The sequence below is a fragment of the Streptomyces sp. NPDC003327 genome (genome assembly GCF_053589515.1).
Window position 1 is genome coordinate 1 of the sequence record NZ_JBSFSA010000052.1, and the last position, 21,495, is coordinate 21,495.

17 protein-coding genes and 1 tRNA gene are annotated in these 21,495 nt (G+C 72.5%); 8 read left to right on the forward strand and 10 right to left on the reverse strand.

Annotated elements, in window-relative coordinates:
• Positions 1-47 precede the first annotated feature (47 nt).
• Positions 48-1,049: a sigma-70 family RNA polymerase sigma factor gene (locus tag ACWDVG_RS27850; protein ID WP_451703087.1), complete on the reverse strand. Its 1,002-nt coding sequence runs from the start codon at positions 1,047-1,049 to the stop codon at positions 48-50.
• Between the two features lie 407 nt (positions 1,050-1,456).
• Here ACWDVG_RS27850 and ACWDVG_RS27855 point away from each other — a divergent pair, with 407 nt between their 5' ends.
• A complete protein-coding gene (locus ACWDVG_RS27855; protein ID WP_451703088.1) occupies positions 1,457-2,500 on the forward strand; it encodes a questin oxidase family protein in 1,044 nt (347 codons plus the stop codon).
• 43 nt (positions 2,501-2,543) lie between these two features.
• On the opposite strand, the gene ACWDVG_RS27860 is transcribed toward ACWDVG_RS27855, so the two are convergent.
• A complete protein-coding gene (locus ACWDVG_RS27860; protein WP_451703090.1) occupies positions 2,544-3,332 on the reverse strand; it encodes a dioxygenase family protein in 789 nt (262 codons plus the stop codon).
• Between the two features lie 130 nt (positions 3,333-3,462).
• Between ACWDVG_RS27860 and ACWDVG_RS27865 the strand changes: the two genes are divergently transcribed.
• Entirely contained in the window at positions 3,463-3,969 is a 507-nt protein-coding gene (locus ACWDVG_RS27865; protein ID WP_451703092.1) for a MarR family winged helix-turn-helix transcriptional regulator, read from the forward strand.
• Between the two features lie 110 nt (positions 3,970-4,079).
• Here ACWDVG_RS27865 and ACWDVG_RS27870 read toward each other — a convergent pair whose 3' ends face one another.
• Together ACWDVG_RS27870 and ACWDVG_RS27875 are read right to left on the reverse strand one after the other, a co-directional pair.
• On the reverse strand, positions 4,080-5,618 hold the full coding sequence (locus tag ACWDVG_RS27870; RefSeq protein ID WP_451703095.1) for an MFS transporter: 1,539 nt from the start codon (positions 5,616-5,618) through the stop codon (positions 4,080-4,082).
• Positions 5,619-5,829: 211 nt separating this feature from the next.
• Positions 5,830-6,483, reverse strand: a complete 654-nt coding sequence (locus ACWDVG_RS27875; RefSeq protein WP_451703098.1) for a TetR/AcrR family transcriptional regulator — start codon at positions 6,481-6,483, stop codon at positions 5,830-5,832.
• Between the two features lie 360 nt (positions 6,484-6,843).
• On the opposite strand from ACWDVG_RS27875, the gene ACWDVG_RS27880 reads away from it, so the two are divergent.
• Positions 6,844-8,118: a M6 family metalloprotease domain-containing protein gene (locus ACWDVG_RS27880; protein WP_451703100.1), complete on the forward strand. Its 1,275-nt coding sequence runs from the start codon at positions 6,844-6,846 to the stop codon at positions 8,116-8,118.
• A 54-nt stretch (positions 8,119-8,172) separates the two neighbouring features.
• Here ACWDVG_RS27880 and ACWDVG_RS27885 read toward each other — a convergent pair whose 3' ends face one another.
• From ACWDVG_RS27885 to ACWDVG_RS27895, 3 genes are all read right to left on the reverse strand, one after another.
• Complete coding sequence (locus ACWDVG_RS27885; RefSeq protein WP_451703101.1) at positions 8,173-9,849, reverse strand: class I adenylate-forming enzyme family protein; 1,677 nt, start codon at positions 9,847-9,849, stop codon at positions 8,173-8,175.
• A gap of 55 nt (positions 9,850-9,904) precedes the next feature.
• Complete coding sequence (locus tag ACWDVG_RS27890) at positions 9,905-10,582, reverse strand: hypothetical protein (RefSeq protein ID WP_451703102.1); 678 nt, start codon at positions 10,580-10,582, stop codon at positions 9,905-9,907.
• Between the two features lie 190 nt (positions 10,583-10,772).
• Positions 10,773-11,336: a hypothetical protein gene (locus tag ACWDVG_RS27895; protein WP_451703105.1), complete on the reverse strand. Its 564-nt coding sequence runs from the start codon at positions 11,334-11,336 to the stop codon at positions 10,773-10,775.
• Between the two features lie 272 nt (positions 11,337-11,608).
• On the opposite strand from ACWDVG_RS27895, the gene ACWDVG_RS27900 reads away from it, so the two are divergent.
• Positions 11,609-11,681 (forward strand) — tRNA-Arg (locus ACWDVG_RS27900).
• A 56-nt stretch (positions 11,682-11,737) separates the two neighbouring features.
• On the opposite strand, the gene ACWDVG_RS27905 is transcribed toward ACWDVG_RS27900, so the two are convergent.
• Positions 11,738-13,567 carry an MFS transporter gene (locus ACWDVG_RS27905; RefSeq protein ID WP_451703107.1) on the reverse strand — a complete coding sequence of 610 codons (1,830 nt, stop codon included), beginning with the start codon at positions 13,565-13,567 and terminating at the stop codon, positions 11,738-11,740.
• A 131-nt stretch (positions 13,568-13,698) separates the two neighbouring features.
• A complete protein-coding gene (locus tag ACWDVG_RS27910) occupies positions 13,699-16,056 on the reverse strand; it encodes a D-alanyl-D-alanine carboxypeptidase (protein WP_451703109.1) in 2,358 nt (785 codons plus the stop codon).
• A gap of 162 nt (positions 16,057-16,218) precedes the next feature.
• Here ACWDVG_RS27910 and ACWDVG_RS27915 point away from each other — a divergent pair, with 162 nt between their 5' ends.
• The 4 genes from ACWDVG_RS27915 to ACWDVG_RS27930 all read left to right on the forward strand — a co-directional run bounded on the left by ACWDVG_RS27915 (position 16,219) and on the right by ACWDVG_RS27930 (position 20,337).
• A complete protein-coding gene (locus tag ACWDVG_RS27915; RefSeq protein WP_451703112.1) occupies positions 16,219-16,917 on the forward strand; it encodes a GOLPH3/VPS74 family protein in 699 nt (232 codons plus the stop codon).
• A gap of 224 nt (positions 16,918-17,141) precedes the next feature.
• On the forward strand, positions 17,142-18,002 hold the full coding sequence (locus tag ACWDVG_RS27920; protein ID WP_451703114.1) for a helix-turn-helix domain-containing protein: 861 nt from the start codon (positions 17,142-17,144) through the stop codon (positions 18,000-18,002).
• Between the two features lie 235 nt (positions 18,003-18,237).
• Positions 18,238-18,438, forward strand: coding sequence for a DUF397 domain-containing protein (locus tag ACWDVG_RS27925; protein WP_451703116.1), 201 nt, complete (start codon positions 18,238-18,240; stop codon positions 18,436-18,438).
• Between the two features lie 366 nt (positions 18,439-18,804).
• Positions 18,805-20,337, forward strand: a complete 1,533-nt coding sequence (locus tag ACWDVG_RS27930; protein ID WP_451703118.1) for a sodium:solute symporter family protein — start codon at positions 18,805-18,807, stop codon at positions 20,335-20,337.
• Here ACWDVG_RS27930 and ACWDVG_RS27935 read toward each other — a convergent pair.
• A complete protein-coding gene (locus ACWDVG_RS27935) occupies positions 20,322-21,455 on the reverse strand; it encodes an ADP-ribosylglycohydrolase family protein (protein ID WP_451703120.1) in 1,134 nt (377 codons plus the stop codon). The genes ACWDVG_RS27930 and ACWDVG_RS27935 overlap by 16 nt on opposite strands.
• Between the last annotated feature and the right edge of the window lie 40 nt (positions 21,456-21,495).

The following is a 21,495-nucleotide window of genomic DNA, read 5'->3' on the forward strand; positions in this document are numbered from 1 at the left end:
GGCCCGGCGTGGCGCCGGGCCGGTGTGGCGCCGGGCCGGTGCGCCCGTCAGGCCACCGCGTCGAAGCCGGTGTCGCGGGCCATCTTCTTCAGTTCGAGGAGGGCGTGCTTCTCGATCTGGCGGATCCGCTCGCGCGTCAGGCCGTGCTCCTTGCCGACCTCCGTGAGGGTCCGCTCGCGCCCGTCCTCGATGCCGTACCGCATGCGGATGATCGAGGCCGTCCGGTGGTCGAGCTTGTCGATCAGGTCGTCGAGCTCCTCGCTGCGCAGCAGGGTCAGGACCGACTGCTCCGGCGAGATCGCGGAGGTGTCCTCCAGGAGGTCGCCGAACTGGGTCTCGCCCTCGTCGTCCACCGACATGTTCAGCGAGACAGGGTCGCGCGACCAGTCGAGGACGTCGGTGACCCGCTCCGGGGTGGAGCCGAGCTCGGCGGCGATCTCGGCGGGCTCGGGCTCCCGGCCGTTCTCGCGGTTGAACTCGCGCTGCACGCGCCGGATGCGGCCCAGCTCCTCCACCAGGTGGACGGGGAGCCGGATGGTCCGGGACTGGTCGGCGATGGAGCGGGTGATGGCCTGGCGGATCCACCACGTGGCGTACGTGGAGAACTTGAAGCCCTTGGCGTAGTCGAACTTCTCGACCGCGCGGACCAGGCCCGCGTTGCCCTCCTGGATCAGGTCGAGGAGCGGCAGCCCGCTGCGCGGATAGCGCCGGGCCACGGCCACCACGAGCCGCAGGTTGGACTTGATGAAGAGGTCCTTGGCACGCTCGCCCTCGGCGACCAGCGCCTCGAGCTCCTCGCGGGACGCGCCACCCGCCTCGCTCTCGATCTCGCCGTCGAGTATCTGCTGGGCGTAGACGCCCGCCTCGATCGTCTGGGACAGCTCGACCTCCTTGGCGGCGTCGAGCAGGGGCGTGCGCGCGATCTCGTCGAGGTACATGCCGACCAGGTCGCGGTCGGCGATCTCCCCGCCCACGGCGCGAACGCTGCTTGCCCGGCCGTCCCCGCTCGAAGCGGAGGACTGACGACGGGCGACGGCACGGGTTGCCATGCGAGCTCCCTTGCTGAGTAGGTCGCGACACCTTTCCGGGTGCCCTGCATCCGACGGAAACAACGACTGGAATCAGGACAGAATTCCCACGCGGCACATGGATTTTCGCGATCATGCAGTATCCTGCGCGGCCCCCGCCCCTGCGGGTCGGCCGTCGCCACGCACGGAGGTGCAGGTCAGACCGGTCGCGGGGGGTTAGGCGGAGCCGCTCGCGCGCCCCGCCGACCACGCCGTCGGTGAGACCGCGATCACATGCGGTGTCATCCGGTGAGACGCCCGCGCGGGCCCCGGGGTTGCCTCCGCGCTCCCCCGCCCCCGTACCCCGTACGGGCGTGCCCGCCTCCGACCAGCGGACTAGGTCGCCGGCCCGTTACGGCGCCCCGGGTCCCCGCCCTACCGTCCCTCCCATGAGCGACGACACGAGCATCGCCACGAGCCCCGACGCGTCCGGCACCCTCGACGAGGCCCTCGAACGGCTCCACACCACCGGCCCCGAGCGCGGCGGCTGGCTCACCAACCACGCCCCCATGGCCGTCGAGGCGCTCGTCCGCCACGGCGGGGCCGGGACCGTGCACCGCTGGCTGGACGCGTACGCGCCCAAACTGGAGGAGCTGCCCGCCGCGCAGGCCCCGGTCACCGCCGCGAACTGGCGCGAATCGCTCGGTGACCCGTCCCGGATCACCGACTGGACCCGCTTCTTCGGGCGGGAACTGGCGGAGCGCCCCTGGCACGAGGTGCTGGCCGAGTGGTGGCCCCGGCTGCTGCCCGGCATCGCGGGCGGAGCCACGCACCCGGTGATCCGCACCGGTCACGCCGTACGGACGCTGTTGAGCGGACCGGAGGAGACGGCACCGCGCCGCGCCGAGCTGGCGCACGCCCTCGGTTACTGGGCGGCCCGGCACCGGCCGCTGCCGTCGCTCGCGTCGCTGGCGGCCGCGCCGGACGCGGCGGCCGCGCTCGACGCCGTACCGCCGGTTCCGGAACAGGAGGGCGGCATCCGGGCGCGGCTCGCGCAGCTGACCGCGTTCCCGGTGTGGGGCGGGGCGGCGGACCCGGACACGGCGAAGGCGCTGCTCACGGAGCTGGTGACGGCGGCGACGCACCGGTACGCGACCCACGGCCACGGCGAGCCGATCATGCTCGTGCACGCGGCGACCGCGCCGAACGCCGTGCTGCGGGCCCTGCCCGCGCTGCCCCGCGAGCTCTGGGCGCCGAGCCTGGCGGCGGCCTGGTCGGCGGCGGCCGCGGTGACGGCGGCCTACACGCCGCGGGAGGCGGCCCCGGTCCCGTACGGGAAGGGGACGCTCACGCCGGAGGAGGTCTTCGAGCGGGCGGCGGCACACGGCGACGACCACACCATCAAGTTCACGGACACCGCACTCGACGTCGGCGACCCGCTCGCCCTCGCCGCCGCCGTCCGCTCGGTGGAGCTGAACCCGCCCCTGCTCTGAGCCACGGGGCTCCCGCGGGTCGGCCGATCAGCCGATCAGCCGGTCAGCCGAACTGCACGGACCGCTTCGCGAGTCCCATCCAGAAGCCGTCGATCACGGAACGCTCGCTGTCGAGGTCGCCCGCCGCGTCCGCCGCGCCCATGGCCACGAAGAGGGGCGCGAAGTGCTCCGTACGCGGATGGGCGAGGCGCCCGGCGGGCGAGGTGTGCGCGAAGTCGAGGAGGGCGTCGACGTCGCGGGCGGCGAGCGCCTCGCGCCCCCAGGCGTCGAACTCCGCCGACCAGCCGGGTACGCCGCCGCCGGTGTGGCGGAGGGCGGCGAGGTTGTGGGTGAAGAAGCCGCTGCCGACGATCAGGACGCCCTCGTCGCGCAGGGGGGCCAGCTTGCGGCCGATGTCCATGAGACGGCGCGGGTCCAGGGTCGGCATGGAGATCTGGAGTACGGGGATGTCGGCGCCCGGGAACATCTCGACGAGCGGCACGTACGCGCCGTGGTCGAGGCCCCGGTCGGGGATGTCCTGGACGGGCGTGCCGGGCGCGCGGAGGAGTTTCCGGACGGCCTCCGCGAGCCGCGGCGCGCCGGGGGCCGGGTAGCGGACCCGGTAGTAGTGCTCGGGGAAACCCCAGAAGTCGTACACGAGGGGGACGGTCTCGGTGGCGCCGAGGGCGAGCGGGGCCTCCTCCCAGTGGGCGGAGACCATGAGGATCGCGGCTGGTCGGGGCAGGCCGGCGGACCAGGCGGCGAGTTCGCCGGGCCAGACGGGGTCGTCGGCGAGCGGCGGGGCGCCGTGGGACAGGTAGAGCGCGGGCATCCGTTCGAGCGTGGCGTCCATGGCGTCCGCCTCCTTCTTGCCTGTCGTCACCGACCTTGCGCGTCGTCACCGACCCGACTGCTTGAAGTTTCAATCTCTTGCACGTCCACCTTAGACGTACATTGTTCAACTTTCAAGAACGAGTCGTACGATGGGAATCATGGGAGACACGACCGAACCCCGCTGGCTCACCGACGAGGAACAGCGCGTCTGGCGCTCGTACCTGCACGCCACCACGCTCCTGGAGGATCACCTCGACCGCCAGTTGCAGCGCGACGCCGGGATGCCGCACGTCTACTACGGACTCCTCGTCCAGCTCTCCCAGGCCCCGCGCCGCCGCCTGCGGATGACCGAGCTCGCCAGGAGCGCCAAGATCACCCGCTCCCGCCTCTCCCACGCCATCGCCCGCCTGGAGAAGAACGGCTGGGTGCGGCGCGAGGACTGCCCCTCCGACAAGCGCGGCCAGTTCGCGCAGCTGACGGAGGAGGGGACGGAGGTCCTCCGGCAGACCGCGCCCGGCCATGTGGCGGCCGTACGCCAGGCCATGTTCGACCGGCTCTCCCCCGAGCAGGTGGAGCAGCTCGGCGCGATCATGCGCGTGATGGCCGAGGGCCTCGAACCCTCGGGCCCGGACGCGGACCTGCCCTGGCTCCGCTGAGCAGCGGACGGCTCGCGGAACCAGGGCAGGGGCAGGGCCCGGGGCAGGGACGGGGCTCGGGGCAAGGGCGGGGCTCGGGGCAAGGGCGGGCGCTTCGGGAGCGCCGGCCGTCAGTGCACCACGACGGGGATCCTCACCTCGTCGTCGGCGCCCGCACCGGCTCCCGCCGCACCCTCGGGCGCGCCGGACCCCGGCTTCCCGGTGGTGATCAGCGCGAACGCGATCGCGGCCGAGGCGACCAGGATGCCGACGGCCCACCAGATGGCCGAGGTGTAGCCCTCGACCATGGCCTGGAGCTGGACCAGCTTCTGCGCGGCCGGGGTGGTGGCACCGGCCGCGTGGTCGGCGATGTACGCGGTGGTCGCGGAGGCGGCGATCGTGTTGAGCAGGGCCGTGCCGATGGCGCCGCCGACCTGCTGCGAGGTGTTGACCATCGCGGAGGCCACACCGGCGTCACGCGGGTCCACGCCGAGCGTCGCCAGGGACATGGCCGGCATGAAGGCCGTACCCATGCCGAGGCCGAGCAGCAGCTGCGCGGGCAGGATGAGCCCGGCGTAGGAGGTGTCGGTCTCCAGCTGGGTGAGGAGCAGCATGCCGAGGCCGGCGGTCAGGAAGCCGGGCGCCATCAGCAGGCGCGGCGGGACGCGGGTCATCAGCCGCGTACCGATCTGGGTCGAGCCGATGATCATGCCCGCGATCATGGGCAGGAACGCGAAGCCCGTCATGACCGGCGAGTAGTCCTTCACGACCTGGAGGTAGTACGTCAGGAAGAGGAAGAGGCCGAACATGGCGATGACGGCGAGGCCGAGGGAGAGGTAGACGCCGCCGCGGTTGCGGTCGGTGACGACGCGCAGCGGCAGCAGCGGGGCCTTCACCCGGGACTCGACCAGCACGAAGGCGATGAGCAGCACGCCGGAGGCGACGAACATGCCCACGGTGCCGGCGTCGCTCCAGCCCTCGGACTCGGCGCGGGTGAAGCCGTAGACGAGCGCCACCAGGCCCAGGGTGGAGAGGATCACGCCGGGGATGTCGAGCGCGGAGCGGTTGCGGCCGGCGGCGGGCTCGCGGATCACGAGGTACGCGCCGACGGCGGCGACGACCGCGAACGGGATGTTGACGAAGAAGGTCCAGCGCCAGTCGAGGTACTCGGTGAGGAAGCCGCCGAGGATCAGGCCCACGGCGCCGCCGCCACCGGCGATCGCGCCGTAGATGCCGAAGGCCTTCGCGCGCTCCTTGGCGTCGGTGAAGGTCACGGCGAGCAGCGAGAGTGCGGCGGGCGCGAGGAGCGCGCCGAAGGCTCCCTGGAGCGCGCGGGCACCGAGCATCATCGCCTCGCCGGTCGCGGCCCCGCCGAGGGCGGAAGCGGCGGCGAAGCCGATCAGGCCGACGACGAAGGTGCGCTTGCGGCCCCACAGGTCGGCGATGCGGCCGCCGAAGAGGAGGAGGCCGCCGAAGGCGAGGGCGTAGGCGGTGATGACCCACTGCCGGTTGCCGTCGGAGATGCCGAGGTCCTGCTGGGCGGAGGGCAGGGCGATGTTCACGATCGTCGCGTCGAGCACGACCATCAGCTGGGCGAGGGCGATGAAGACGAGCGCTTTCCAGCGGCCGGGGTCGGCCTGGGTCTCGACGCTGTCGGCGATTTTTGGCATGGAAGTGGCCACCTCTTGGCGCGTGAAGGGTGAGAAGGGGTGCGGCCCGGCGGTGCGGCGGGCCGTGAAGTCGGGCCGTGAAGTCGGGTCGGGAAGTCGGGTCGAGTCGGTCGGGCGCAGGGCTCAGAAGCCGTGCGGAGGAGCTACGGACTCGGCCTGTACGGACTCGGGCGGGTTCGGGCTCGGGCGGGTCCGGGCTCGGCAGACGGGGTCAGGAGTCGCGTCGCAGGTCCTCCAGGGTCACGGCCGCACCGGCCAGTACGGAGCGCGCGGGGGCCTCCATGCCGTCGAGGAACACGTCCAGGTGGCGGTGGAGGAACGGTTCGAGGGAGCCGCAGGCGCTGCCGGGCAGCGGCCTGGCCAGCTGGGTCAGGGCCACCATCAGGTCCCCGACGCCGACGTCGGGGCGGAGCCGGCCGGCCTGCTGGGCGCGGTCGACGAGGGCCTGGACGGCGTTCTCCACCCGCTCGCGCTCGACGACCAGATCCGGGTGGTCCTCGTCGAAGGCGCCGTCGAGCATCGGGCAGAGCGCGCCGACGCGCTCGTCCGCCGCGGCGTGGGTGAAGCGGCGTACGGCGGCGAAGGGGTCGGCCTCCTCCTCGCCCGCCCGCTCGGCGAGGTCGGCGACCCGCCCCATCACGGAGAGGACGACCTCGCGGACGAGGTCGGCGCGCTCGGGGAAGTTGCGGTAGAGGGTGGCGTTGCCGACCCCGGCCCGCCGCGCGACCTCGTCGTACGGCACCAGGGGGCCGAACTCGACGAACATCTCGCGGGCGGCCGCCACGATCCGCTCCCGGTTGCGCAGGGCGTCGGCCCGGGGGCGCGGGACGCGGCGGGCGGGCGCGGTGCCGGCGGTGCTGCTCACGCCGTGCCTCCTCGATCGGTCGAATCAGTCGTTTTTGTCAACAGCCGTTTCGATCAACAGCCGTTTCAGGTCAACAGCCGTTTCGGATCAGTCGTTGCGGATCACTCGCTCGGAGTCATCCGGGGACTGATTCCCCACTTCGTTGAACACCCTCATAAACGGGGACGCGATCCCCGGTTATTTCCCTGACTGCCTGTGACCTGAATCACACGAACGGCGGTGTGTCGCCGTACCCACGATCGGGCCACCCGGCGCGCGCGTCCGCACTACTCGCTCCAGGCTGATCGCACGGCGCGGATCTCCGTCCCAGCGCGGATGTGGACCCGCGCCGCAGACCTGCCCGAACCGGAGAGGCGCCGTATGCAGCACACCCGCAGGCGGATACGCAGACCCGTCGCCCTGGCCGCGACCACGGCCTTCTCGCTCGCGCTGCTGGCGTCCGCGAGCACCACCCTGCCCGGGCCCGCGCCCGCGACGGCCGGCCCCGTGGCCGCCGCGCCCGCCACCACCCAGCAGCTGGGGCCGTGCCGGATCACCACCACCATGGGCGTGCAGATGTCCGAAGGGCTGCCGACCGCCCCCGGGTACGCCCGCTCCACGGGCCGCGTCAGGGCCCTCAACCTGATGATCGACTTCCCGGACGCCGTCGGGGAGGGCACGGCGATGAGCCGCTACCGCGAGTTCTTCCCGCAGACCTCCGACTGGTTCCGCACCAGCTCGTACGGGCGCCTCCAGTACGAGCCCGAGGCCCCGATACCCGACTGGCTGCGGATGCCCCGCGCCTTCTCCTCGTACGGGATCGAGCGCGGCTCACCGTACGAGCCCGGCTACCGCTCCCTCGTCGAGGACGTCGTCAAGGCCGCCGACCCCCGGGTCGACTTCAGCGCCTACGACCTCGTGAACGTCCTCGTCACCCCGAACGCCGGCCCCTCCGCGCTCGACACCGTCCTGTCCGTGACCTTCTCCGGCAACGACGAGGCGCCCTACGCCGACGGCGTCCCTCTCGCCAACACGTCCTTCGTCTACAGCCGCCAGGACGACGGCTCCGGCAGCTTCGCCGAGACCGGCTACCGCGTCCTGCCGCACGAGAACGGCCACGTCTTCGGCCTGCCCGACCTCTACACCGCCGACGGCGGCGGCACCGTCGGGCACTGGGACATCATGTCCGAGGACTGGGGGGCCAACAACGACCTGCTCGGCTGGCACAAGTGGAAGCTCGGCTGGCTCGACAACGAACAGGTCGGCTGCGCCTCCGCGCCCGGCACCAGTGAGCACCGGCTCACCCCGCTGGCCCTCTCCGGCGGCCCCAAGCTCGTCTTCGTGCCGCTCTCCGACACCTCCGGATACGCGGTGGAGGTCCGCAGCCGGGACGGCAACGACGAGGCCGTCTGCGAACAGGGCGTCCTCGTCTACCGGGTGGAGTCCGACGTCGACACCGGCCACGGCCCGGTGACCGTCTCCGACAGCGAGCGCTCCAGCGGCGGCTGCACCCGGCGCCCCAACGTCCACGCGGAACTCTCGGACGCCCCGTACCGCCCGGGCGAGACCTTCACCGACCGGGCCGCCGGCATCCGGATCGCCGTCCTCGACGAGGACGCCGACGGCGCGTTCCGCGTCAGCGTCACGCGCCGCTGAACCCCGCCCCGGGCTCCTCCCCTGGCCCCGCCCCGCATACAGGACCGGTGGCCCTCACCTCGGCCCGCTGTCGGCCCCGACCTCCGCTCCGCACTCGGCCCTGAGGCGGCGCTTGAGGACCTTCCCGGCCGGGTTGCGGGGCAACTCCCCTTCCCGTACGAGGACATGGGCGGGCACCTTGAAGGCGGCGAGGCGCCCGCCGACGTGCGCCCGCAGCGCTCCGGCGTCCACCGCCGCCCCGGGACGCGGCCGCACGACCGCGGCGACCTCCTCGCCGAGCAGCGGGTGCGGCACCCCGAACACGGCCGCGTCGAGCACGTCCGGATGGTCCTGGAGCACGCCCTCGACCTCGACGCAGTACACGTTCTCGCCGCCCCGGACGACCATGTCGGTGAGCCGGTCGACGATCGAGACCCGCCCCTCCCCGTCGATCCGCGCGAGGTCCCCGGTCCGGAACCACCCGTCCGCGGTGAAGGCCGCCCGGGTCGCCTCCTCGTTCCCCCAGTACCCGCGCACCAGCGACTGCCCGCGCAGCAGCAGCTCGCCCACGCCCTCCGCGTCGGGCCGGTCGATCCGCACCTCCGTGGCGGGCGAGGGCCGCCCGACGCTCCCGGGGACGGCGCGGTACTCGGCGCCGAAGTGGGCCAGCACCCCGCCGCAGGTCTCGGTGAGCCCGTAGCCGTTCCGCGGCTCGATCCGCTCCCCGTACGCCTCCGTGAGCCCCGCGACGATCCCGGGCGGGGCGGCGGCGCCCCCGGTGCTGAGCAGCGTCAGGCTCTCCAGCGGGTCGCCGGTGCGCCGGGCCAGGTCGAGCAGCTGGAGCGCGGTCGTGGGCACGCCCGCGTAGTGGGTGACGCGGTGCTCCCGGATCAGTTCGAGAGCCCGTCCCGCGTCCCACTTCCGCATCATGACGAGCGTCCCGCCGGCCGCCATCACCGTGTAGAAGGAGGTGAAGGCGGCGACGTGGAAGAACGGGAAGGTGGTCAGGGACACGATCGCCGGCCCCGGCCCCGGCACCTCGCCCCGCGCGAGGGCCGCCGCGGCGGCGAAGTAGCGCGGGTTCGTCGCGGCCCCGGCCTGCGCGAGGTGCGTCGCCACGGCCCCCTTGGGGCGCCCGGTCGTACCGGAGGTGTAGATGATCGTCGCGTCGTGCTCGGGCAGCACGTCGACGTCGGGCGGACCGAGGTACGGATCGGTGTCGGCGACGTACGCCCGGAACACCCCGTCCGACGCAGCCTCGTCCTCCTGGCGGAAGACGATGCCGGGAACGTTCCGCGCCTCGGCCCAGCCCCGCATCCGCCGGGCCCGCTCCCCGTCGACCAGGAGCATCCGCGGCGCGCAGTCGTCGAGCGCGTACCGGCACTCGGCCTCGGTCCACCAGGCGTTGAGGGGGACGGCGACGAGACCGGCGAGCTGGGTCGCCCAGAAGGCGACGTGCCACTCCGGGAGGTTCCGCAGGGCGACGACGACGCGGTCGCCCGGCCTCAGCCCGTACTCCCCGACGAGCCGCCGGGCCAGCCCGCAGGCGGCGTCGAAGAACTCCCGGTAGGTCGTGCGGGAGTCCTCGGACACCAGGAAGACCCGGTCCCCGTAGGCCCAGACCGCCTCGACGAACTCGCGCAGTGTCCGCGGCCCGGCGGCGTACACCCCGCCCTCGACGGCGAACGGCGCCCCGCTGCCCGTCAGCCGCTCGATCCCGCCGCGCGTCAGCCGCTCGACACCACCGGCCACCGTGCCACCACCACTTCCCCCGCGAACCACCACGGAACCCGCCTCGGAACCCGCCTCACTGTACGGAGACGGCGCGAGCCGCGCGCACGGTGGCCCGCCAGGCGTCCCGGTAGGAGCGCAGCGCGGCGGAGCGCGCGGTGATCTCGGCGTTCTGGTAGCCGACCTCGACGGCGTGCCGGCGCGCGGCGTAGTCGACGGAGCCCCTGCACCGCACGACGGCGAGCGCCGTGGACACCTCGGCGGCGCTCGGCGCCCCCATCGGCCCGTCGGCGGGCCGGCCCGAACCGGCCCACGCCCCGGCCGCGGTCAGCGGGTCGGGCTGGGTGTGCCCGGCGGTCCGCATGCACCTGCTCCACTCGGCGACCAGGGCGAGGATGCGGCGGTCGGCCTTCGACCGGGCCCAGGCCGCGCCGGAGGCGGCGCCGACGGGGTCCCCGGCGTACACCCACCGCATGGCCGGCGCGTCGCGCGCGACGTCCCGGCAGCCCCGCCCGCCGCCGCGCTCGCCCGTGTATGCGTCGATCACGGCCCGGTCGACGCCGTCGAGCCGCGCCCTGCTCCGCTGCTCCCAGCGGTACTGCTCGGTGCGGGTCACCCCGGGCGGCGGGGGCAGCTGATAGCCGTACGCGGCGGCCGGCGCGGCGTCGCCGATGCCGTACCGCCGCTCGTTCGCGCCCCGCCCCTCCCCCAGCGGCTCCGGCCGTGCGGGCCAGGTGAGCCCGCGGTCCCGCATGCACCGCCCGGCGAGCTCGGCCTCGGCCCGCTCGACGACCTCGCGGTCCGCGGCGCGGGGGCGGTGGGAGCCGCCCCGCCGGTGGTGGGGGCGACGGGGGCGGAGGCGGACGGCGCGCCGCCGCAGCCGGCCGCCCCGAGGAGCAGGGCGGCGGCCAGGGCGACGCGCGGAAACGTGGGCCTCCGTGCCGTCAGTTGCAGGAACCGACCTGCAGGTAGTTGTCGACGACGGCCTTGCCGCCGATCTCCATGTAGGAGTACGCCTTCCCGCAGTAGCCGCGGTTCTGGTAGACCGGCCCGGCGTACGTGCTGAAGGCGCCGAAGTCCTCGGTGTCGGGGGTGGACGTGTAGTTGTCCTTCAGACGGATGCCCATGTAGCGGGTGTAGCCGGTGTCGTTGAAGAACACCGCGCAGATCGGTCTGTCGTAGTACGAGTCACCGGATTCGGTGCCGTTGGTCCACGTGTACGTGGTGCCGTAGGTGCCGTAGCGGGCGGCCCCGGTGGAGATGGTGTATCCCGACCCGCACACGTTGGCGGCGGCAGCGGCCACTTCGACGTCGGACTCGACCAGGGACCGCCCCTGGGCGTCCGCCTCGATCCTGAGCCCCTGGCCCCCCTTGAGCTCGACCGTCCGCGGCGCGCCCTTCGCCCCGGCCTCCCCGCCCGGAACGGCGGTGGCACTGGTGGCGGTGACGGCCGTCAGCCCCAAGGCGAGGACGGCGACAGCGCTTCGTAAGACGTGCTGGGAACGCATGGATTCCTCCGAGTCTCGACGGTGCGACCCGGCCAGCCTGCCCACCCGCCCCGGATGGATCAAGGGCCGGCTTGCCCGCTTCCTCGCCGCTTGCTGCTTTGGCACCCCCCCAGCTTGTTGCCCCCCACAACTTCCTGCCCACCCCGCCCCCACCCCCGGCCACCCCCTTCAAAACCGCAGGTCAGAGCCGCTCCCCACCCCTCCGACGCCCCGTCGAGACAACAGAGGCGACCTCGGCAACCCCTATCCGCTAGGCTGTCTGCGGTCAGTCCGCCTTCGTAGCTCAGGGGATAGAGCACCGCTCTCCTAAAGCGGGTGTCGCAGGTTCGAATCCTGCCGGGGGCACAAGCGCACAGGGCACCCACGGATCTCCGTGGGTGCCCTGTGGCGTGCGGTGTCGGTCAGCGGAGTTCTTCCGGGCAGGCCGTGCCGCGGGGGAAGAGTTTGTAGGGGGCCGCGAGGCGGTAGACGCCCGGTTTCGGGGCGATCAGTTCCGTCCATTCGTCGCCCTCCGCGTCCGGTTCCGCCTTCAGCAGGCAGCCCTGGTCGTTCGCGAAGACCTTGGGGAGTTCCGTCTCGGACTCCTCGCGGGCGAGCTTGGAGGCCTCGGTCTCCTTCGGGGGTTCGATCTTGCCGCCGTTCTCGTCCATGAGGGCGAGCCACGGCGAGTACGGGACGCGGATGAGGACCCGGCCGGGGCGGTCGACGGTGATGACGACCTCGTTCTCCTGGGCGCTCTCCACGCGGGCCGGCGGGTCGGCGAGCGGGGTCGGGTTCTGGACGGCGTACAGACGCCAGTTCGCGTCCGCCCAGACCTGCTTCAGGTAGGGCAGGCCGGCGGCGACGAGTTCCGCCTCCTGTTCGGCGCCGGAGTCGGGGGCGCCGGTGGGGAGGACCACGTAGTGGACGGCCCAGCGGTCGAGCCACTCCGCGTAGTTCACGGCGTTGAGGGTGTCGTCGTAGAAGAGCGGGTTGCGCTCCATGTCGGCCTGGCGGTTCCAGCCGCGGGCCAGGTTGATGTACGGGCTGAGGGCCGAGGACTCGCGGTGGCTGGAGGCGGGGACGACCTCGACGCGCGCCTTGTCCGCGCCCCGTACCTGGAGCTGGTTGATCAGCGGGGCGACCTCGAAGGCCCAGGAGGCGTCGGGGGCGGTGCGGATGACGTCGTCGACGCTCTTGAAGCCGATCCAGAAGGTGAGGCCGGCGAAGGCGACGACGAGCGCGTACCAGCGGCGGGAGCGCGGCGCCGTGTACGGCAGGGCGGCGAGCAGCACGACCCCGGCGAAGAGCATAGGCAGCCGCGAGATGTTGGAGCCGATCTGCGAGTCGATCAGCCAGGTGAGGAAGGTGCCGACGACGTAGACGGCGGCCCCGGTGCGGACGGTGCGCCAGTCCCTCGGTACGAGGAGGAAGACGAGGGCGCCGAAGGCGAGGGGCAGCGCGGTCGAGCCGAAGGCCATCGGCTGGGTGCCGGAGAAGGGGAAGAGCCAGGAGGAGAGCGCGACGACGGCGACGGGGGCGAGGCCGAGGGCGTACGCGCCGGGGCGCCGTTTGTTGAGGAAGAGGGCGGCGGCCGCGACGCCGAGGAAGAGCCCGGCGACGGGGCTGCAGGCGGTCGCGAGGCCCGCGAGGGGGGCGGCGACGGCGGCCTTGGCCCAGCGTTTGCGCCGCCAGCGGTGGGGCCAGCAGAAGACGGCGGCGACGGCGCCGAGCGCGAACATCATGCCGAGGCCGAAGGTGACCCGGCCCGACAGGGCGTTGCAGAGGAAGGCGAAGACGCCCGCGATCGAACAGGCCATCGGATTGCGGACGGCCGGGACGCGGACGAGGATCAGCGCCGTCAGGAGGGCGGAGAGCGTGCCCGCGATCATCATCGTGGACCGCACGCCGAGCAGCGACATCACGTACGGCGAGACCACGCTGTACGAGACCGGGTGCATCCCGCCGTACCAGGCGAGGTTGTACGCGGAGTCCGGGTGCCGTCCCACGAACTCGGCCCAGGCGTCCTGCGCGGCGAGGTCACCGCCACTGTTCGCGAAGAGGAAGAACCACAGGATGTGGGTGAGGGCGGCGAGGCCGGTCGCGGCCATGACCGGGTAGCGACGCTTGCGCCGCCGGGCGGTCGGGGCCGGGTCGGACGCCGGCCGCTGTGCGGGAACCATGATGCGCGGCGGGGAAGGGGGAGGAGACTCCCGCCCGTAGTCGGCGCGTGTCGGCTCGGCGGTGGTCACTGCGGCCCTCTCCCGTGCTGCCTGTCTCTCTTCTCGCGTGGTCTCGTCCCCCGGGAAACGCTAACAGGAGGGCGCCCCGGTGTACCGGGGCGCCCGTCCGACCGGGTGGTGCCGGGTCAGCCCGGGGAAGCTCAGCCCAGGCGGGTCAGCTTCTTGTCGAAGCCGGGCTCCGCCAGGTCGGACTCCAGGGCCACCGGGGCGCTGACCTCGCCCGCGCCCTCGCCGATCGACACCTGGCCGACGACGTCGCCCGCGAGACCGGTGTGCGGCAGGGTCCTGCCGCCGTCCGTGAGCTCCAGCTTCACCTTGAGGCCGGGCCAGCCGACCGCCTTGAGCTCCTTGGTGGCGACGACCGGGGTCCGGCCGCCGAGCCCGTCGTCGATGTAGCCGAGGACCTGGCCCTTCTTCACCACGGCGGCGGAGGTGACGTCGTTCTGGGCCTGCTGGATCAGCTTGAGGCTGTTGTCGATGGCGAGCTGCAGCTTGTCGTGCAGCAGCTCCGCGTCCTTGGCACCCATGACGATGCCGAGGATGCGGCGGTTCTGGCCGTCGACGACGGTGTTGGCGGCCCACAGCAGGTTGCCGCCCGCGGGGGTGGAGGAGCCGGTCTTGATGCCGCTCACACCCGGCTCCAGCAGGATGTTGTTGTTGTTCTCGATCCGGCCGGGGATGCCGTTCACCGTGAGGTTCGGCATGTTCACGATCTCCCGGAACACGTCGTACTGCATGACCGCCTTCGCCAGCTTCAGCTGGTCGAGCGGCGTCGACACGGTGGTGTCCAGCAGACCGGACGGGTCGGTGTACGTGGAGCCGGTCATGCCGAGGTCCTTGGCCGCGGCGTTCATCTTCGCGACGAACGCGGCCTCCGTACCGGCGTCCCAGCGGGCCAGCAGCCGGGCCACGTTGTTGCCCGACGGGATCATGAGCAGCTGGAGCAGCTCGCGCTCCGAGAAGGTCTGGCCCTCCTCGACCGGGGCGGTCGACTCGTCCGGCGCCTTGGCCTGCTCGCCGGCCTTCTTGTCGATCGTGATCGTGGGGCCCTTCTCGGAGCCCTTGATCGGGTGGTCGCGGAGGATCACGTACGCCGTCATCGTCTTGGCGACGCTCGCGATCGGGGCCGGCTTCTGCGCGCCGTACGTGCCCATCGAACCGACGCCCTCGACCTCGATGGCGCCCTGGCCCTCGCCGGGCCACGGCAGGGCGAGCTCACCGCCCGCGAACGTGAAGGTGGGTGCGGCGGTCAGCTTCAGGGCGGGCGCGGGCAGCGGCCTGACCATCTGTACGATCGCAAAGACGATCAAGAGGAAGAGGACCAGCGGGGTCCAGATCCGCACCCGGCGCATGGTCGTGCGCAGCGGGGTCGGCGGCGGGGGCGGAGTGTTCGTCAGTTCCGCGAGGAGGTCGAGCGGGGGCAGCGGCGGCATCGGCTGCTGCCGGGTCCGCTCGGGCTCACTGAGCGCGGCGGGCGCCGGGGCCGGCGCCGGGGACGCGGCGGACGCCGCCGGGGCGGCGGCGGGCTTCGGCTCGGACTTCGGCTCGGGCTTGGACGCGGGCTCCGGCTTCGACGCGGGCGCGGGCGACGGCTTCGACTCCGGCTTCGGCTTCGGCTCCGTCGTCTGCTCGGCCTTGCGCTCGGCGGGGATGTCCGCCCGCAGCGGTACGAAGGTGCTCTGGCGCCCGTCGGCAGGGGCGTCCGGCGTGCGCGGGAGCTTCAGCGCGGTCGTCGGCTGGTCCACGGCGGGCGCCACGGGCGGGCGGATCGCCTTGAACATGGTGGTGGGCTGGTCTACCGGCTCGTCGTCGGACGGGTCGTCCGACGGGTCGTCGGACGCGGCCGCCGGCTCCTCGGCGCGTACGTCCTCCGGCTCGGCGGCGCGTACGTCCTCCGGCTCGGCGGCCGGCGCGTCATCGGCAGCGGCCCGGGGCTCGTCCTCGGGCTCGTCCTCCGGCTTCCCGGCGGCCGGCTTGCGGGCGGCGAACCACGACCCGGTGTCCGGCTTCTCCTCGGCGGGAGCGGACTCCTCCGCGGCGGGCTCCGGACCGGACTCCTCGGACTCCTCCGGCTCCTCCGACGACGCCTCCGGCTCGTCCGCCGTGGCCACCCAGGCCGCCACGGCGGCCTTAAGGCGCTCGCTCCCCGGCTCGGAGGCCTCAACGGGCTCCCCAGCGGGCTCCTCGGCGCTCTCCGGGGCCTCCTCGGCCGCCGTGGCCGCCTCCGCGTCGCTCTCGGCCGTCTCCGCCGCGTCCGTGTCCGTGTCCGAGTCCGCGTCCGAGTCCGAGTCCGTGTCATCCTCCGGCGTCCGGGGCGCCAGGGTCTTGAAGACGGCCGTCGGCTGGTCCACCCGGACCGACGCGGACTCGGCCCCAGCGAGCACGGAAAGCCGGGGATCCCTGCCGCCACCGCCCGCAGCGACCGTCTCCTGCGACGACCCCTGCTGCTCCGCCCTGTCGGGGGACTCGCCCGCCACCGTGCCTCCTCCATGCGTCATACGTACGTCCGAACCGTCTACCAGTGTCCTGTGTGAACCGCTTGGCTCCCGTGCTAGACGAGAACGACATACCTACTGGTTCCCGGATGAACCACCCAGGCGCTCTCGACAGATGAATGTGAGAGGGGTCACCCTGTCATTCATCCACGCGGGGAGGCATGGATGGGCAGGAGCCGCAGAACACTTCCGGAGGAGCTTCTGTTGCTCGCTCTGGACCCGACCACGGGTACCACAGCGCAGCCGCAGTCGCTCGACCTCGGCCTGGCCGGAGCACAGCTAGTGGAGCTGGCTCTGGCAGGACGGATAGCCCCTGACGGGGATCGTATCGCCGTGGTGATGCCACGGCCGACCGGAGATCCGACTCTGGACTCCGCACTGGAACTGCTGCGCAGGCGCGGCAGCCCGGTCCGGGCCGTCCACTGGATCGGCGGGCCCCGGCTGGGGCTCCGCCAGACGTATCTCTCGCATCTGGAGCGATGCGGCATGGTGCATGCCGTGGAGGGCCAGATGTGCGGGGTGCTGCCGACGACTCGCTACCAGGCGACGGACACGGCGATCAGCCGGGAGATCAGAGCCCGGCTGGACAGTGCGATCCGCACCGGCGTGCCGCCGGACCCGCGGACCGCGGCGCTCGCCGCGCTGGCCCACGCGGTCGGACTCGGCAAGCACCTGTACCCCGGCAACGAAGGACGGTCGTCGCGGTCCCGGCTGCGCGACCTGATCCGGCACGACCCCATGGGCGGTCTCGTGGCGCACGCCGTGATGGACGTCCAGAACGGTGTGGCGGCCCAGCCGCGCCGGAACGCCCCGGGCGTCCCGGCACAGCCGCACGGCGGCATGGCACGCGCGGCCGTCCACTGACGCACCACCGAAGCCCCACCACGCACACCGAAGCCCCACCACGCACCACCAAGCACCACCACGTACCCGTCCGGGAGCCGCACAGCCGTGCGGGGCGGTCCGACGACCGCCTCGCACACGTGCGTTGTGGTCGTTTCCCAGCGCACGCCTCGCCTTTGGTGGCAGTCTGCCAAGCGGTAGATACTCACAGCTACGCGCAGCAGACAGCCGGAGGTGCAGTTTCCGTGGCGTCCAACGTCAACCCCACCGTTAGGCGACGCCGATTGGGGCAGGAGCTCCGGCGGCTCCGCGAGGCGAAGAACATGACGGCCGAGCAGGTCGCCGAGCGGCTCCTCGTCTCCCAGTCGAAGATCAGCCGGCTGGAGAACGGCCGCCGCTCCATCAGCCAGCGCGACGTGCGCGACCTCTGCGGGGTGTACGAGGTCGAGGACGAGCGGGTCGTCGACTCGCTGATGCAGATGGCCAAGGACTCGCGCCAGCAGGGCTGGTGGCACGCCTTCGGCGACATCCCGTACAGCGTCTACATCGGTCTGGAGACGGACGCGGAGAGCCTGCGGGTCTACGAGCCGCAGATCATCCCGGGACTGCTGCAGACCCACGCGTACGCCGAGGCCGTGATCACCGGCGCGCTGCCCGAGTCGAGCCCGGCCGACATCGACAAGCGCGTCACGGTGCGCACCCGCCGCCAGGAGCGCATCCGGGACGAGGAGCGTCCGCTGCGCCTGTGGGCGGTCATCGACGAGGGCGCGCTGCGCCGGGTCGTCGGCAACAAGCAGCTGATGGTGCAGCAGCTGGAGCACCTGATCGAGCAGTCGCACCTGCCGCACGTGACCGTGCAGGTGCTGCCCTTCGAGATGGGCGCGCATCCGGGCATCAGCGGCCAGTACTCGATTCTGGAGTTCCCGGACACCTCGGACTCCAGCGTCGTGTACATCGAGGGCGTGACGAGCGACCTCTATCTGGAGAAGGCGCCGGACGTCGCGAAATACAGCGTGATGTACGAGCACCTGCGGGCGCAGGCGCTGAACGTGGAGCAGACCCGGGAGTTCGTCTCGAAGATCGCGAAGGCCTACGCCCAGGGCTGACCCCGGCAACCCGCTGTCCCCCGGTCCTACGGTCCCGCCGACTCACCGACCCCGGTCTCGGAGTGCGGGGGCAGGCACGGTACACCGCCGCCTCACCCGCAGGGAAGCCTGGCTGGAATATGCCACTCGGACGTGTGAACGTCCGCCCCGCGGGCCGGAGTCGACCAGTAGCGTCGATCACGCCAACGAAAACACCGTTGGTTCGACCCTACGGGCAGAACCGGAGTTGAGAAGAATGGCGATTATTCAGGGCGCTACGGACACCTGGACGAAGTCCTCGTATTCCGGCGGAAACGGGGCCTGCGTCGAAGTGAAGTCCCCCGTCGTCGCCGCCATCGCGGTACGTGACTCCAAGGCCCCCGAGGGCCCGTCCCTCTCTTTCGGACCGGGCTCGTGGAACACGTTCGTCGGCCAGGTGGGCAACGGGACCCTCTGAGCCCGCACCGCCCCGCCCCGTAGAGCCCTCTCGTCCGGTCCGCCGTCCTGGCCGAGAGGGCTCCGGCATGTCCGGAAGTCCTCGGGAAGCCACAGGCGTGCAGACCGTGGAGTTCTCTACGGATATGTCACCTCCGTCCGCGACTACGTCACGTCGTGCGGTCGCGGGCCGGGCGCGGCCGAGCCGGGGAGCCGATGCGCCACCCCTCCCGCGGACCCAGGTCGCTCGTTCAGATTCTTGAACGGCAGTCAGCAAACAGAACGTTTTTACCTTCCCTTGACCCTCCCTTGCATTGTCCCTGCCCAACAACTCCCCACACCATGAACCGCGTTCACAAGACGGACCGGATCCCATGGAGGGGGCGCAATGAACAGTCTCGACTGGGCCGTGCTCATCGGCTACTTCGGCGTGATGGTCGCCATCGGCGTCTGGTCCCACAAGCGCGTGGACGACGTCTCCGACTTCTTCACCGCCGGCGGCCGGATGCCCTGGTGGCTCTCCGGGATTTCCCACCACATGTCCGGCTACAGCGCCGTCATGTTCACCGGGTACGCGGGCATCGCCTACACCTACGGCGTCACCTCCTACGTCACCTGGTCCTTCCCCATCGCCATCGGGATCGCCGTCGGCGCCCACCTCTTCGCGCCCCGCCTCAACCGGCTCCGCTCGCGCCTGCACGTCGCCTCGCCGCTCGAGTACCTCAAGAACCGCTACAACCTCCCCACCCAGCAGGCCCTCGCCTGGTCCGGGGTGCTCCTGAAGATCGTCGACGTCGGCGCCAAGTGGGCCGCCATCGCGACCCTGCTCTCCGTCTTCACCGGGATCTCCCTCAACCAGGGCATCCTCATCACCGGTGTCGTGACGGGCATCTACTGCACCGTCGGCGGCCTCTGGGCGGACGCGCTCACCGAGCTCGGCCAGTTCGTCATCCAGTTCTTCGCCGGAATCGCGATGCTCGTCGCCGTCCTCGCGAAGCTCGGCGGGGTCAGCGCCCTGTGGACCGTCTGGGACCGGCCCGAACTCCAGGGCCACACCGCGCCGACCGCCGGCCCGTACACGCTGACGTTCCTCCTCGCCTACCTCTTCATCAAGACCTTCGAGTACAGCGGCGGCATGTGGAACCAGGCCCAGCGCTACATGGCCACCCCGTCCGCCCGCGAGGCCACCCGCTCCGGCCGGCTCTCCGCCGCCCTCTGGTTCGTCTGGCCGCTCGTCCTCTTCTTCCCCATGTGGTGCGCGCCGCTGCTGGTCGACCCCCAGAAGCCCGACGCGTCCGACTCCTACGCCCTGATGACCGAGCAGCTGCTCCCCCACGGCCTCCTCGGCCTCGTCATCGTCGGCTTCTTCTCGCACACCATGGCCATGTGCTCCTCCGACGCGAACGCCATCGCGGCCGTCTTCACCCGGGACATCGCCCCCGTCCTCAGCAAGGCCGCCCGCACCTGGTCGCAGCAGGCGGGACTGCTCGCCGCCCGCTGGTCGACGATCGCGTTCCTCGCCCTGTCGATGGCCGTCGCCACCCAGGTCAACTCCCCCACCTTCAAGGACATCATCACCGTCGTCATCAAGTGGGTGGCCGGCCTCATGGGACCGATCGCGATCCCCTTCATGCTCGGTCTGCTGCGCACCTTCCGGAAGTCGGGCCCGACGGCGGCCCTCGGCTCCTGGGCCGCCGGGCTCTTCGTCTTCTGGCTCACCAACTACGGCCTCGACGGCGTCGAGCTCCAGATCCAGATCGTCTCGCCGCTCGCCACCTCGCTGGTCCTGTACGTCCTCCTGGGCCTGGTCCGGCCCGAGGACACCCCGGAGCGGGACGCCGTCCTCGACAGGATCAACACCGACGGCGCGGCGGCCGTCCCCGCCCAGGGCGGCCCCCGCGCCGGTCAGCCCCTCGGGTAGCGGGCCAGCCAGGCGGGGGACGACTCGGTGGGGCCGTGCAGCGCGGGCCCCTGGGTCATCTCCAGGGCGAAGTCGTCCGCCAGTTCCAAAACCGTCGCACGGCCCTCCACCTCGGCCAGCCAGGCCGGCGGGAGGGCCGTCTCGCCGTGCAGGGCCCCGAGCAGCGCGCCCGTGAGCGCCCCGGTCACCGCCGAGGGCCCGTCGTGGTTCACCGCGAGCCGCAGCCCGTGCCGGACGTCCTCGCCGACGAGGGCGCAGTACACCGCCGCCGCCAGCTGCCCCTCGGCCCGGTCCTCGCCCGCCCCGAGCGCCGTCACCCGCGCCGGGTCCGGCACCCCTTCCCGTACGGCTCCGACGGCGCGGTCCAGGGCCTCGACGACCGGCTCGTGGCCCGGCCGGGCGAGCAGTTGAGCCCGGGCCACGGCGACCGCCGCCTCCACGGAGCCGCCGCGCGCCACGCCGTGCACGGTGACCGCGAGGGCGCCGGCCGCGAGGGTGGCCGCGGGGGCGCCGTGGGTCTGGGCGGCGCACTCCACCGCGAGCTGGCAGACCAGTTGCGGCTCCCAGCCGACGAGGAGCCCGAAGGGGGCCGAGCGGGCCAGCGCGCCCGCGTCGGCGGCCTCCGGGTTCTTGGGCTTGTCGAGGGTGCCGAGGTGCTCGTCGCCGAGGCCGGTGAGGCAGGCGCGGGGCGGGTTCCGGCGGGCGTACAGCCACTCCTCGCGGCCGAGCCAGCCGAGGTCGGGGCGCCGCTCGTCCGGGCCCCACTCGTGCTGGGTGGCGGCCCAGCGGCGGTGGGCGCGGTGGATGTCGGTGGGCGGGTGCCAGGCGCCGACGTCCCGGCGCATCTGGGCGCGGATGAGCCCGTCGACGGTGAACAGGCCCATCTGGGTGTGGGCGGTGACCGCGCCCCTGCGGCCGAAGGCGGGGACGGGTTCGGCGAGTCCGTCAGGTCCGTGGGCCTCGCGGATCCCGGCCAGGGAGAGGCCGTCGATCCCGGCGCCGAGCGCGTCGCCGACGGCGCCGCCGAGCAGGCTGCCCCGGACGCGGGAGCGGAAGTCCTGCTGCTCGGCGCGGCCCCAGACGGCCGAGGCCGTCACGGTTGCGGCGGTCGTCGCCACGACGTGCCCTCCCCCCGTACGCTCCCGTACACCGGTCTGC